Annotated in this window: 12 protein-coding genes and 1 pseudogene; 1 reads left to right on the top strand and 12 read right to left on the bottom strand. The window is 43.2% G+C overall.

Features of this window, described 5'->3' with window-relative positions; genetic code table 11:
- Positions 1 to 98 precede the first annotated feature (98 nt).
- From DXA93_RS07335 to DXA93_RS07325, 3 genes are all read right to left on the bottom strand, one after another.
- On the bottom strand, positions 99 to 905 hold the full coding sequence (locus tag DXA93_RS07335) for a class I SAM-dependent methyltransferase (protein ID WP_119207991.1): 807 nt from the start codon (positions 903 to 905) through the stop codon (positions 99 to 101).
- A 68-nt stretch (positions 906 to 973) separates the two neighbouring features.
- A complete protein-coding gene (locus DXA93_RS07330) occupies positions 974 to 1,318 on the bottom strand; it encodes an L-2-amino-thiazoline-4-carboxylic acid hydrolase (RefSeq protein WP_243109175.1) in 345 nt (114 codons plus the stop codon).
- A 31-nt stretch (positions 1,319 to 1,349) separates the two neighbouring features.
- On the bottom strand, positions 1,350 to 1,616 hold the full coding sequence (locus tag DXA93_RS07325) for a hypothetical protein (protein ID WP_119207989.1): 267 nt from the start codon (positions 1,614 to 1,616) through the stop codon (positions 1,350 to 1,352).
- Between the two features lie 586 nt (positions 1,617 to 2,202).
- Here DXA93_RS07325 and DXA93_RS07320 point away from each other — a divergent pair.
- Positions 2,203 to 3,135, top strand: coding sequence for an AEC family transporter (locus tag DXA93_RS07320; RefSeq protein ID WP_118594592.1), 933 nt, complete (start codon positions 2,203 to 2,205; stop codon positions 3,133 to 3,135).
- A 64-nt stretch (positions 3,136 to 3,199) separates the two neighbouring features.
- Here the strand turns inward: DXA93_RS07320 and DXA93_RS07315 are convergent, their stop codons facing one another.
- The 9 genes and pseudogenes from DXA93_RS07315 to DXA93_RS07275 all read right to left on the bottom strand — a co-directional run bounded on the left by DXA93_RS07315 (position 3,200) and on the right by DXA93_RS07275 (position 13,305).
- Positions 3,200 to 4,882: an AAA family ATPase gene (locus DXA93_RS07315; protein WP_117804234.1), complete on the bottom strand. Its 1,683-nt coding sequence runs from the start codon at positions 4,880 to 4,882 to the stop codon at positions 3,200 to 3,202.
- A gap of 210 nt (positions 4,883 to 5,092) precedes the next feature.
- Positions 5,093 to 5,914 carry a rhamnulose-1-phosphate aldolase gene (rhaD, locus tag DXA93_RS07310; protein ID WP_117760516.1) on the bottom strand — a complete coding sequence of 274 codons (822 nt, stop codon included), beginning with the start codon at positions 5,912 to 5,914 and terminating at the stop codon, positions 5,093 to 5,095.
- A 46-nt stretch (positions 5,915 to 5,960) separates the two neighbouring features.
- Complete coding sequence (locus tag DXA93_RS07305) at positions 5,961 to 7,382, bottom strand: arabinose isomerase (RefSeq protein WP_119207987.1); 1,422 nt, start codon at positions 7,380 to 7,382, stop codon at positions 5,961 to 5,963.
- Between the two features lie 34 nt (positions 7,383 to 7,416).
- Entirely contained in the window at positions 7,417 to 8,817 is a 1,401-nt protein-coding gene (gene rhaB / locus DXA93_RS07300; RefSeq protein WP_119207985.1) for a rhamnulokinase, read from the bottom strand.
- A gap of 257 nt (positions 8,818 to 9,074) precedes the next feature.
- Positions 9,075 to 9,928 (bottom strand): annotated as a pseudogene (locus tag DXA93_RS20540) (YitT family protein).
- Positions 9,929 to 10,490: 562 nt separating this feature from the next.
- Positions 10,491 to 10,868: an MFS transporter gene (locus DXA93_RS18910; protein ID WP_242998364.1), complete on the bottom strand. Its 378-nt coding sequence runs from the start codon at positions 10,866 to 10,868 to the stop codon at positions 10,491 to 10,493.
- Positions 10,825 to 11,856: an MFS transporter gene (locus DXA93_RS07285; protein WP_256372639.1), complete on the bottom strand. Its 1,032-nt coding sequence runs from the start codon at positions 11,854 to 11,856 to the stop codon at positions 10,825 to 10,827. The genes DXA93_RS18910 and DXA93_RS07285 overlap by 44 nt, the downstream gene beginning before the upstream one ends.
- Positions 11,857 to 11,874: 18 nt before the next feature.
- Complete coding sequence (locus DXA93_RS07280) at positions 11,875 to 12,267, bottom strand: VOC family protein (protein ID WP_118719206.1); 393 nt, start codon at positions 12,265 to 12,267, stop codon at positions 11,875 to 11,877.
- Between the two features lie 9 nt (positions 12,268 to 12,276).
- A complete protein-coding gene (locus DXA93_RS07275) occupies positions 12,277 to 13,305 on the bottom strand; it encodes a zinc-dependent alcohol dehydrogenase (protein WP_055268459.1) in 1,029 nt (342 codons plus the stop codon).
- Between the last annotated feature and the right edge of the window lie 148 nt (positions 13,306 to 13,453).

Here is a 13,453-nt window from a genome sequence, read left to right as displayed (position 1 = left end):
ATTTCCTGCACAAACAAAAAACAGGTTCCCTGCACGGAAGCTTTTTGAGCTTTTCCGCTGCCGGGCTGCCTGTTTCTTTCTATTTTTTTCGTTTTTTCTTACGCTTTCTCAAACACCAGAATTTTCTCTGCGAATTTGTGGACGATCGGCATCCACATCACCAGCTTGTAGATGGGATTCAGTGTTTCCATACCGCGGGCGATGTTGTCGTCTTTTACTTTTCGGAAACCGGCGGCAATGTCGCCCAGGTCTGCAAAGCTGTTCGCACCCCAGGTAAACGTCGCGCCCGTCGCCTGAATAGATTTTTCGATGTTTTCTTTCTTTACAAAGTACGGGCACAGCGTTTCCATGCAGACGTAGGCATTGTCGAAATGATCGCGGATGATGGCGAGCATCATTCTGACCTCATCCGCTTTCATGTACATGGTCAGACCTTCGATAATGAAAAGCATTTTGCTCCGCACTTTTACCTGATCGGCCCATGCCGGATCGAGCACGGAACACGCAATCGTGGAAACGCGGCCGGATTCCTGATAGATCGAATCGCGTACCTCAATCGTCTCCGGCAGATCGAGATTATACCAGGTGATTTTTCCATTATCCATGCGGTAAAACCGTGTGTCCAGACCACAGGCGATGTTGACGACGGTACAATCCGGGTTCTTTCGGATAAAGTCGCTGACCAGCTCATCAAACACAACACTCCGCGCTACGATTCCGCCGCTCATTGCTGTGTCCTTTTTCGCATTGCTGAAATCATAGTCGATGCGGTCAATCAGCTCTTCTGCTTTGGTGTCGCGGAACTTGTTTTTCGGATTTCTGCTGTGCATGGCGCGGGCGTAGAAGCACTGCAGCATCGTCTCGGCGGTTCCGTTCAGTTTTGGTTTTATTTTTTCATTGCTCATTCTGGGTGATCTCCCTTCTGCGTTTTATATTCTTCGATCCATTTCACCGGTTCCGGTCCGGTCTTGTTTTATTTCGGATTTTCCACCTTGTCCCCCACGAACCAGTAATCACAGACCTCACCGCCGCCTGCCAGCGTATGGTCACGGTAGAGCTTCGCGTGCATCAGGGCTGCTGTCTTGTAATCAATGTCGCACATAATCGGCAGCACTTCCAGATAGCCCTCTTTTCGGGCGAAGGTGTTCAGGGGACATTGGGTGAAGTGGTAATAAAAACCGTCCTGATGCTTCGTCTCATCAAAATGAAAATCCCACGAATACGCCTTATACTGCGGATGTGCTTCCAGCCAGGCGGCATCCTTATGCATCATCTTCGCAATCCGCGCCATGCCGCTCTTCTTATTCGCATTAATCATCAGCCCATGGCTTTCAGAAGCGGGAAGGCCATCATCTCCTCTGAGATTGTACGCAGTTCATCCACAGAAATCTGTCTGTCCGACGCATCCCAGAGCGCAAGAAAAATGAGCCTTCATAGAGATTCGACGCCATCGGGTTGTCCTTTCCGATATCATCGGCGCGGCGAAGCATGTCGCGGTAGATCTGGTTGGTCTTGCGGAGAAGCTCTGCGGTCTCCTCTTTTCCGTAGCGTTTTAGCAGACTTTTCTTTATTAAAGGAGTCAGCATGTTCCAATATTTGCTGGTGTATTCCATCATGGGCGGGTACCTCCATCTTACTTTTATTAGGATTCACTAACTGGCAGGTGTGAAATTGCCGCCTACAATGTTGAAAAATAGGCGGAATTTTACTTTTCATTATGAGGTTATTATATCACACTTTTTATTACTTTGTTTTAAAATCGCAAAAATTTCTTGACTATAATTCAGCCTTCCTTTATTATAGAAATTAAGAAATGGCCATCCTGCTCTCTGGTAAGCATGGATGGCCACTTCTTATAGCTATTTAATATTTTCGCCAGATCGGGTGATTGCGCTCACCTTCCGGCTGTCTTGTTAAGTATATTATATTGCAATCGTGTAATTTTGTCAAATCAAAATAGCGCCCCTGCTCTGGTAAAGTTAGGCGCTATTTTTAGTTAGAAGCTTTATCCGGCGGTCAGGTGTACACTGACCAACGGCTCTCTTGTCGAATATATTATATGACAGCACTTTCTTTTGGTCAACAGCCATTTTTCTTATATTTTCACCATTATTTCGATCCAAATCTCTCAAAAAGAAATTGAAATCCCCTCTCCTCCACCTTATAATATTTTCTATAAGACACACATATGGGGAGATTTTTATGACGATCAGTATTCTTCTTGCGCAACAGATCGCGCAGCTTTTTCTTATGATTTTTATGGGCTTTTTAATCGTAAAAGCCGGACTTTTAAAGGATGAGGACAGCAAAGTTCTGTCGAAAATTGTGCTGTACCTGATCATTCCCTGCGTGATTCTGAATGCGTTTCAGGTCGATTACACGCCGGAAACGGTGCGGGGGCTGCTGGTTGCGTTTGCGGCTTCGCTTCTGATGCAGGTTGTGCTTCTTTTTGCGGTTTCAGCTCTTGGACGGGTGTTTCATTTGGATGCGGTTGAGATAACTTCTGTTTACTACTCCAATTCCGGCAATCTGATTGTGCCGCTTGTGACGGCTGTTTTAGGAGCGGAATGGGTGCTTTACAGCTGTGTTTATATGAGCGTACAGCTTGTCTTTTTCTGGACGCACTGCAAAAAGGTGATCAGCCGTGAGGCTTCCTATGACTGGAAGAAGATTGTTCTGAACCTCAATATTATTTCTATTTTCGTCGGAATTCTTCTTTTTTTCACGGGCATCCGTCTTCCTGCGCTGGTCAACAATACGTTTCATTCTGTCGGAAGCATGGTTGGCCCTGCCAGTATGATTGTTACGGGTATGCTTTTTGCCGGCATGGACTTCCGTCAGATTTTTGCGAATAAACGGATTTACTTCGTGACCTTTCTCCGCCTGATCGCCGTTCCGCTGATGGCGCTTGTTCTCTTAAAACTCAGCCATCTCGCCGACCTTTCCGCTGACGGACCGACACTGATTCTGATCGTTTTTCTCGCCATCATCACGCCATCTGCTTCCACGGTTACCCAGATGTGCCAGGTATACGGCAACGATTCGCGCTATGCCAGTGCCATCAATGTTGTTACTACGCTGGCTTCTATTGTGACGATGCCGCTTATGGTAATGCTGCTTCAGATGGTAATCTAATCACAATTAACAAAAAAACGCTGTCCCGCTTCCCCTTCCAGAGAAGCATTGACAGCGTTTTCTATTACCCAATTAGTACCTTTTTCCCTTCAAACGCAAATCCATAATGCCGGATTCTTTCTTTTGGGATTCCCCGTTCTTTCAGTTCCTCGTCGTATTTCTTTATTTCAATCTGCGCCAGTGCTTTTTGTACCGTTTCCTGCAGCGTTTTTTCTTCCGTTTCTTTTACTTTAAATTCCAGAATCATAGCATCTCGATCCAAATTTCTGGGAATTAGAATCACATCGTATCTTCCATACCCACTTTCCCGATTGGAACGCACCTCATAAAGATCTCTCACTTCCACCAGCAGCCCAAGTACAAATCCATGATAAAACCGCTCTGGCTGGCTCCGCTCGGACGCATGTTTTCCAGCATCAAAATTACTAAATGTAGCAAGTGCAATATCATTCATATAGAGGTTCATCGCTTTTACATCCCCATTCAGCAATGCTTTGATAAATTCATTATAATTGGCAGATGCCGCTGCAAACCAGCTTTTGAACATATTCGAAAACATGCTCACAGTCTCCAGATTTGTGATGGAAAGAGAATACCACGGCTCCAGCGTCAGTCCTCTGTATTCAATCTCCTCCACTTTCAGATAACCGCTTGCCACCAACAGACTCCATACCGCACTTTCATCCTGTTCTAATTGTCCAAATATAATCTGCTCATCAAAATTAACTACAATTTGTTGTCTGTTGATCAGTTTTTCCAGTTCTTCCTTCATATTTACCGATGCTGACTGCAGGAGTTTGCTGATCAATCCATTGGAACTTGTAGCTGCCCAGTAGGGCCGCAGTTTTTTCTCTTTCAGATAATTTGTAATAGACCACGGATTGTAAACATCACGATGCGTGCCAAAGCAAAATCCGTCATACCATTGCTTTACCAGATCTTTCTTTTCCGGCATTCCAAATTGATCTAATGATTGAAATACCTCTTCTTCTGTAAAACCAAAACAGTCTGCATAGGCATCCGATGTTGTTGTAATAACCGTCAGATTATTGAGGTCCGAAAAAACAGATTCTTTGGAAATACGGGTAATTCCAGTCATCACAGCGCGGTCCAGATATGGATTTGTTTTGAACGTCGCATTGAAAAGGCTTCTCATAAATCCGGCAAATTCACCCCAGTATCCATGAATATAGGCTTCCTGCATGGGCGTGTCATATTCATCCAGAAAGATCAAAACTTTTTTTCCATATAAAAGATTCAAATAACTGGAAAGATTTTTTAATGCATCCTGTGCTGTCACATCACTCATTTTTTCTGTAATTTCCAGCATCTGCTGTTTCTCATTTTGCGTAAAGCATTCTTCCTGCTCCAAATACCGATGTTGGCGATAAGCATCTACAATAATATTTTTTATCTTCTGCACTGCATCTTGATAGTTATTCTGTTTTACGTCCGCAAAGCTCAGAAAAATCACCGGATAAGTTCCCTGCAGTCTGCGGTATTTTTCCTGTTTCCAGATGGAAAGCCCTTCAAAGATGGTACCTTTTTCTGCATACTGTCTGGAAAAGAAACAATTCAGCATGCTCATATTCAATGTTTTGCCAAATCTTCTCGGACGTGTGATCAGCGTAATGTCATCTCCACTTTCCCACCATTGTCTGATAAAATCGGTTTTATCAACATAAAAATAATGATTTTCTCGAAGGGAAGCAAAATCCTGCTTTCCTATACTAATCGCTGAAGTCATATTTCATCTTTCCTTTCTGAGCGCAGACACACCAGCATTTTCTGTCTGATAATGAAATGTTCCACTGTTTTCTAATCGATAATCTTATCTTATAGTTTATCAAATTCCGAAAGAAATTAATAGACTTTTTCTTCTGCACAGCAAAAAAATGGCCGTCCCATTCCTCAGTGCAAGGATCAGACGGCCATTTTTCACTATCAGTTTCCAGTTTTATTTCTCATACAAAAACTCTTCTGGCAGTGTTACACCGAAATCCTTTGCCAGATGGCGGAATTCATCCGGTGTGATCGTCTGGCGTTTCGTTGGCTGCATAGAAAGTGTTTTTACCAGGATTTCTGCAGATTTTTCTGCGGTATGCATCAGACCGAAGGTCAGGTCAAAATCAAAGCCGGCGGCGAACATGCCGTGGTGTGCCCAGATAGCAAGATCATATTTCTTCATCAGCTCGCTCGTGGCAACGGCGATCTCTCTGCCTCCCGGAACCATCCACGGAACGACACCTATTCCGGACGGGAATACAACAGGGCACTCGGTTGCCATCTCCCAGAGTTCGCGGGTAAATACTTTATCTTCCAGCGGCAGAACGAAGGTAAGCGCGATCACGTTGGTGGTATGTGCATGGTACACAACGCGGTATCTTTCGTCCTGAAGTTTTTTTACCTCCAGGTTCATCAGATGGCTCGGAAGCTCTGAGGTCGGACGTCCTCCGTTGACGAGACCCCAGACGATGCGGTAATTTTCACCTTTTTCATCCAGCTCAATCATACAGATGCTGTCTTCCGGTTTGATTGTGACATTTCGGAAATATTTTCCGCTTCCGGTTACCAGGAAATACTCTCCCGCAAGATTTGGAACGGCGGTTCCGATCGAATTCCACTCTCTGGCCTCAAAGTTTTCTTTTACCTCTTCAACCTCTTCTGGTTTCACACGGTAAGAAAGGTTTCCGCCGTTTCTCTCATGCCATCCCTGCTCCCAGCCGTCATTTGCCATTCGGATAAAGCCCTTTACAAATTCTGCATCTAAAAATTTCATGTTTTTTCCCTCTTCTTTCTCTCTTTTCCTCTTCTTTTATCGATATTTACCGGCACACAACCTCTACCGGCACATCCAGGATTTTTGCAACTTTCAGAATCGTATCAATATGATGTCCGACAGCTGCTGCCATATGATGTGTTGGTCCCGCTTCACTCCATCTGTTGCAGAATTCTCTTGCCCCAATGGAGAAACGTGTTCTCATGTTTGTATCGCCAAAGGTAAAGATCGGACCATCCTCATTGACACCCTCTGCAGCAACAAATTTAAAATGACCGTCTTTATCCTGCGTAATTCCAAGATATGTAACATCTCCGACTGGCGGATAAAACTGCGTCAGATATCCGCCGCCCGTCTTGCCATGAAAAACATCAACGATTTTCATGGACGGTTTTTTCGCCTGCGAAATATCAGCATCTCCCGATCCGGAGTGGCCGATAATACAGATATCCTCATTGAAATCGATCGAATACATCTCAGAAAGCTGACCGGTTCCGGCGATTGTTTTCAGAATGCTCATTGCCATTGCAACTTTCATATCACCCTCTACGGCACAGGCTGTACCCTGTTTGATCAGCATGGAAAATGCCGGAATCAGCATGCTGTCCAGTTTTCCGGCAACCCCTTTTGCAAAACCGTCATAATGGGATGCCACCATACCAAGCTCTTCTTTCTTCACCCATTCTTCAAAAGCAACGACATATTTTGCCATATCCCATACGGTCTCTACCGTTGCACCGCCCTCGATGTCAAAGGTATCCAGAATCTCCTCTGCCTTGGCGCGGATTGCGTCCTCATCTGTGACAGGATCCGCGATTGCCCACATTTTCTCCCAGTCGAACTGTTTCGTGTAAAGTCCCATCCGGTTGTAAAGATTGGTTTCATCGATATACAGATCCATCATTCCCGGATATGGTCTTCCGATCTGGGCAATATTGGTGTAGCGGAATCTTCTGCGTACCTGGGCTGCCCGGCACCACTCATCGATTTCCTTTGCCACGTAAGCATCTCCGCCTTCTACAACACCGGTGATGACGGCATGACGTTTGCCCGCACGCTCCAGATCGGCTACCATCTCACCGACTGCGCCACAGGCATACAGCTCACCGAGCCATTTTGGTGTATCGGTATTGGCATAATCCGGTGCTTTCCGTTTCTGTACATTCACAAGCACAACCGGCACATTCAGGTCACGGACTGCCGGGAGCATATTGTAGCTGGTCGCGTAGGTCAGAAGCTGTAAAATAACAAGATCTACATCCGCTGCACGGAACTTATCTCCTGCTTCCATGGATAATTCTTTCGTTGTAACGATTCCACCATCGATCATTTCAACGGTATCCGGAATCGTCTTTTTGAACGCATCATACTGTGCCTCAAATTCCGGAACCAGCGTCGGGAACTGCGGCAGATATGCACCCAGTGCGATTGCAAATACACCTACTTTTGCTTTTGTTTCAACTAACATATTCTTTGCCCCTTTTAACCTTTCGTCTCATTTTTTATGGCTCATATTGTTTGATTTCGAAGGAATGGAAAATACAGTTTCTCGCATCCTTCAAATTGCTGCATTCCTTTCCGGTGATCATCTGCACCGCCAGATTGCCGATGGCAGTTGCCTCGGTCGGTCCCGCCAGCACGGTTCTTCCGGTCCTTTCTGCCGTCAGTCGGTTCAAATCGTCGGCATTGGAGCCGCCGCCTACGATATGAATAGTTCGGTACCGGCAGCCTGTTTGTTCTTCCAGTTCTTTTAATGTCTTTGCATAGCATACTGCCAGGCTGTTATAGATCACTGCTGCAACCTCTGCAATTCCCTGTGGTATCTGCTGGCCACTTTCTTCACATGCCTTCTGTACCTCGGCTGTCATATTTTCCGGTGCAAGGAAACGGTCGTCGTTTGCATCCACGATAGATTGGATGGTGCATTTCGATGCCATTTCGCAGATCGTTCCAAAGCTTAAATCTTCTGCGATTTCTTTTTTCACAGACTGGACCATCCACAGGCCCATGATATTTTTCAGGAAACGGTATTTTCCGTTGTAGCCGCCCTCATTGGTAAAATTGTGCTGCATAGCTTCTGTTCCGCAATCGGCCTCTTTTAATTCTGTTCCCATCAGAGACCAGGTTCCGGAGCTGATATAGAGCACGTGCTCCTCATTGCTTGGCACAGCGACTACCGCAGAGCCAGTGTCGTGTGTTGCGGGAAGAACAATTTCACAGTCGAAACCGACCTGCTCCCGGATTTCTTTTTTCAGATGGCCGATCACAGTCCCCGGCTCACGGATCGGCAGAAAAATTTTCTCCGGGTATCCCAGTTTTTGAATCATCTCCCTGTTCCAGTCCCCGGTTTCCGGATTGACGAGCTGGGTCGTTGTTGCATTTGTGTATTCCTGCGCTTTCACGCCGGAAAGCAGGAAATTCAGGTAATCCGGAATCATCAGAAGAGTCTCTGCTTTTTCCAGCTGTTCCGGTTTTTTCTTCTTCCACGCCATAAGCTGATAAATACTGTTAAAAATCTGTTTCTGAATACCGGTCGATGCATAGAGTTCTTCCTCCGGCACTGTGCGATAAACCTCCTCATCCATTCCTTTCGTGCGGTCATCGCGATAAGCAACGGCATTTCCGATCCGCTGATCATCCTTGTCCAGAAGGACAAAATCAACTGCCCATGTATCAATTCCGACACTCACCGGGATCTTTCCAAGTTCTCTGCATTTTTTCATTCCGGCCAACACGGCTTCAAAGAGTGCCTCGATATCCCACACCTTCTCACCGTCCTGTTTCTGCATTCCATTCGGGAAACGGTAAATTTCCTCGAGAACCATTTTCCCATCTTCCATATGCCCGAGAATATGTCTTCCGCTGGATGCTCCTATATCAATTGCTAAATAATATCTTTTCATACCCTTCCTCCATTTTCTGTCTCTAATTATAGATAACTTTATGTGGTAAAAAAAGAACACGCTTTGTCTAAAAAAGTGTCCTTATTTGCACTATAGCAATGTCATTGATCGTATCCATCTGCATCCGTCCGCTCTTCTTCTCCTTCCGCCGCGCCGGAGTTTTTGCTCCATGGAATAATTCAAAAAACGTTTTCACAGGAAATTACGGTAAAAAAATTCCGCAGCACTTCTGTGATTGAGGTGCTGCGGAACTTTTTTTACATTTTAGGCTGATATCTCATGTTGGATACATTATAAACTGTGATAAACGCTTTCGGATCAAGTTTGTTGATAAAATTCATCAATTTCTGGTATTCTGTCTTGTCTACGATCGTGATGATTTCTTTGCGCTTCTGCATGTTATAGGCACCATAGGCTTCATAGATCGTAGCACCGCTGTGCAGCTCATGAAGAATAAATTCCCGAAGTTCTTCTTCCTTTGGAGTGATGATACATACCCGGCGTTTGATATTATGATCAAAAATAAAATGATCCAGAACAATTCCATTAAAATACGTTCCAAGAATACTCAGGACTACCGTTTTTTTGTCGTAAACGAGTGCTGCAGACAGGGCAACGCACATACCGGACAGCGACATAGCTTTTCCAAGCTCCATATGAAGATATTTATTCATGATCTTTGCTACAATATCAAGTCCGCCGGAAGAAGCATTTCTGTTAAAAAGAATACTGAGTCCCACACTGACTACAAGTGTATAGCACAGAACATCCAGCTCCTGACTGTTTGTCATCGAACCAAAATCCGGGAAGATTTTTCAAAAAGTCCAAGAAAAACAGGAAGCATGATACTGGTGTAGACGGTTTTTACACCAAATTCTCTTCCGCAGGTAAAAAAGCCGATGATCAGAAGTACTACGTTCAGAATCATGGTGATGGTGGAAAGAGGCAACGGTACAAAGTTGGAAAGTACGATACCAAGACCCGAAATACTGCTGACAGAAGTATGGCTTGGTACCAGAAAAAAATAGACTGCCGCTGCAATAATAGCAACAGCTGCTGTCAGGATCAGGATTTCCAACAGAATCTGAGTATCCTTCAGTTGTTTTTTCATGTTAATTCTCCGTATCTTATTTTTTATGGGTGGGAAGATCCCTTCCTTATATTAATGGCATTTTGAAGATCTGTAAACCCTTTCCGGGAATCATTCCAACATATTTGTGTATCGTTGTTGCTTTTCCGTCAGCTTTCTGTAATACATATCCTTTTTATTGCTTTTTTTCGTTCTATGCTACAATAAACTTAACATTATCTTGCAACGTAATCAGGAGAACAACATGAGCGAAAAGGGATTGACCAACATTAGTCTCAAAAAAATAAATAAATCAAAGGTTTACCAATATATTTACAGAAAGAAAAAGACCTCCAAGCAGCAGATCGTTCAGGAACTGCAGATGGGTTTATCCACAGTCAGCCAGAACCTCAACCTTCTGGAGCAGGAAGGTCTGATAGAAAAAAAAACGGCTTTTTGCATCCACCGGCAGAAGAAAAGCAAACGCCATTCAGATTGTATCCGATTTTAAAATTTCTATTGGTATCGGTATTTTAATTTCCTCCCATCCTGGCTGTGTCCTGCTTCCGTAAAATCAATCAGCAATTCTTCCAATGCCACGATGTTAACTTTTTCTTCCATTTTTCAGTTCCTCCACAATCTCGTTATAACGTTTTTTATTTAACCGGTAGAAAAATAATACAACCGCAGTCACAATCCAAAGTGCACCTGGAATCGTCGTAAATGCATGTTTCATAATTGAAAGTACAGTTGCATTTTGTGTCTGATTTGCAATGTAACCATATTTTCCAAGTAATCCTGCTAAAAGTGCTGTTCCAACTGCCATTCCGATTTTATTTCCAAGTGAAATAAATGCATACTGAAAACCATCATTTCTAAGTCCGGTTTTCCACTCACCATATTCCACACAGTCTGGAATAATTGCATAGATTGCGGTATTAAATCCAGAGAAAAAAAAACTGTGTGAGACCAGATAATGCATAAAAAATAGCTGATGATTCTTTGGCATTGAAGAAAAACATAGACAACATGGAAATTCCTGTAAACAAAGCAAAGAGAGATGCTGTTCTTCCTTTATTATTCAGCTTGCGGAATAATGGTTGAAAACAGGCTGCCCCGATGATAGAAGGAATAATGATGCACATCGAATAAGTTGTGTAGTAGGAGGCATTCCCTTCCACATATGTAAAATAATACAGAATATCTGCGTTTCTACCATATAATGTAAATCCAAATAATATCTGTCCTACCAATGCAAGAAGATATGGTCTGTTCTGCATGACTGCTTTCAACTGTATCTTTACAGAAATTTTTTCTTTTTCCGGAGTAATCACTGCCTCTTTCGTCTTCGCAAAGCAGAAGAAATGACAGGCTGTAAAAATACACCCATATATGACCGCAACCGTCAGATATCCTGTCTTTGCACTGTGACTGCCGAATTTGCTGAGCAGCGGAACTGTGATAATATTTAACACACCAATTGCAATCATCGCTGCAACCGAACGGGATGTATTTATTTTTGCACGTTCATCAATATCCTGTGTCATAGCACCACACAAGGTTCCGTATGGAATATTCACACAGGTATATCCCAAAACCAGCAGACAATATGTAATTACCATATAAATGATCTTTCCATTCTGCGGCCAGTCAGGTCTTGCCCAGAATGTCATCACAAGAAGAATTGCTGTAATTGGTGCCGCTACTAACAGCCATGGACGGTACCGTCCCCATCTCGATTTTGTTTTATCCGTAAGTCCCCCGACGATTGGATCATTGATTGCATCCCAGAATCTTGAAAAAAGCATCAGTGCTGACACAGCCGCCATACTGATTCCGAACACGTCTGTATAAAATATCATCAGAAAATTACTGACAAACATCCAGCTGAAATTACATCCAACATCACCAAACCCATATGCAATCTTACTGATCAGCGGTACTTTTCCATTTTTGCTTTCGCCTCCCATATGGCCCTCCTATTTTTATCAGATTTTCTGACAGAACTCTATTCTTTCCTCATTTGGTCCCTTAATCATAAAAAACTTCACACCTTTTTCCCAAAATGGCAGTTCTTCGATTCCGTCTGTAATAACTGTGTATTTTTCATTGCAGATTTTCTGATACATACTTTCAATGTCTTCCACATCAAGTGCAACATGTTGGTATGCACCGTCTGACATTTCCGCCTTCCCATTTTCAAAAGTCTCTATGCAGTAATTTTTTATCTGTAAAAATGCCACTTTTTCCCCTGCTTTTTCATTATAAGACTGCATAATTACTTCAAATCCAAGACTCTTATAAAACTCAACTGTTTTCTGTAAATCGTTTGTCGGAAGCCCGACATGGGCAATTCCGACAATTCCATATTTATTTTCCATACGAACTCCTTACTTTTCACTGACGTTGATAATTACTTTCATCGTTGTCTCGCGGTTATCATCAATATACTGGTATGCCTTCAGATAATCTTTAAAAGCAAATGTCTTTGAGATGAGCGGTTTCAAATGAACTTTGCCCTCATTTACCAGTCTGATTCCATCTATGTAATCATCATGGCGGTACATCATCGTGCTCTTAATGTCAAGTTCGTGGTCATTTGCCACTGCAAGATCTACTTCTGCCATTCCTGCAAAAACAGCCACCAGTACGATCGTGCTTCCTTTTCTTGCATATTTAATTGCCTGTCCCATTGTGATATTGTTTCCGGCACAATCGTAGATCACATCTGCCTTATCCGGTCCAAATGCTTCGATCATCGCCTCACCGAAGTCTTTATTTTTGGTATTCACACACACATCAATTCCACATTCTTTTGCCTTCGCCAGTCTAAGATCACTGATATCTGTGATCATCACTTTCGCTGCTCCCATTCCTTTTGCTGTCTGTGCCACGAGATTTCCGATCGGTCCTGCTCCAAGGACTGCAATATTCATGCCAGCCACATCGCCCATCTGTTTTACACCATGAACTGCCACAGCAAGAGGTTCGATCATAGCTCCTTCTTCATAGGACATATCTTCCGGAATAGGTGTTACTTTAGATGCATCCACTGCAAAATACTCAGATGCTGTTCCTGTCGTCTGAAATCCCATTACTTTTAATTCCTCACAGAGATTATACTTTCCATGACGACATGGATAGCAATGTCCACAATATACCTGCGGCTCTATCGTCACCTTCTGTCCCACATGAAACTCGGTGATATTTTTTCCAAGTTCTGTAATCTCACCAGAAACCTCATGTCCCTGTGTTACCGGATATTTTGTAAACGGATGTTTTCCATGATAAACATGAATATCTGATCCACAAACACCAATATTCATAATCTTTACCAACACCTGATTTTCCTTTACCTCCGGAACCGGAATCTCTCTGAAAATAATTTCTCCTGGATTTGTCATTACCTGCTGTAACATAGTTGTTTCCTCCTTTTTTATATTGTTATGCGTTTTATAAAACGTTTTTATTAAAGTAATTATATTATTGTCCTATAAACACAATTTGTCAATATGTTTTTTCATATTTTTTATATATTTCATAATTTCAAAAATATATTTTTTTGTA

Source organism: Blautia sp. OF09-25XD (assembly GCF_003482095.1).
Lineage (GTDB): Bacteria > Bacillota > Clostridia > Lachnospirales > Lachnospiraceae > Fusicatenibacter > Fusicatenibacter saccharivorans.
This window is presented reverse-complemented; position numbering and strand designations above follow the sequence as displayed.

Bases quoted from the DNA above. Each gene is read 5' to 3' on its own strand.
- DXA93_RS07285 (WP_256372639.1), bottom strand. From the start codon at position 11,856: ATGGGAGGCGAAAGCAAAAATGGAAAAGTACCGCTGATCAGTAAGATT.
- DXA93_RS18910 (WP_242998364.1), bottom strand. From the start codon at position 10,868: ATGCATTATCTGGTCTCACACAGTTTTTTTTTCTCTGGATTTAATACC.
- rhaD (WP_117760516.1), bottom strand. From the start codon at position 5,914: ATGAAATTTTTAGATGCAGAATTTGTAAAGGGCTTTATCCGAATGGCA.
- rhaB (WP_119207985.1), bottom strand. From the start codon at position 8,817: ATGAAAAGATATTATTTAGCAATTGATATAGGAGCATCCAGCGGAAGA.
- DXA93_RS07275 (WP_055268459.1), bottom strand. From the start codon at position 13,305: ATGTTACAGCAGGTAATGACAAATCCAGGAGAAATTATTTTCAGAGAG.
- DXA93_RS07325 (WP_119207989.1), bottom strand. From the start codon at position 1,616: ATGATGGAATACACCAGCAAATATTGGAACATGCTGACTCCTTTAATA.
- DXA93_RS07305 (WP_119207987.1), bottom strand. From the start codon at position 7,382: ATGTTAGTTGAAACAAAAGCAAAAGTAGGTGTATTTGCAATCGCACTG.
- DXA93_RS07335 (WP_119207991.1), bottom strand. From the start codon at position 905: ATGAGCAATGAAAAAATAAAACCAAAACTGAACGGAACCGCCGAGACG.
- DXA93_RS07330 (WP_243109175.1), bottom strand. From the start codon at position 1,318: ATGATTAATGCGAATAAGAAGAGCGGCATGGCGCGGATTGCGAAGATG.
- DXA93_RS07320 (WP_118594592.1), top strand. From the start codon at position 2,203: ATGACGATCAGTATTCTTCTTGCGCAACAGATCGCGCAGCTTTTTCTT.
- DXA93_RS07315 (WP_117804234.1), bottom strand. From the start codon at position 4,882: ATGACTTCAGCGATTAGTATAGGAAAGCAGGATTTTGCTTCCCTTCGA.
- DXA93_RS07280 (WP_118719206.1), bottom strand. From the start codon at position 12,267: ATGGAAAATAAATATGGAATTGTCGGAATTGCCCATGTCGGGCTTCCG.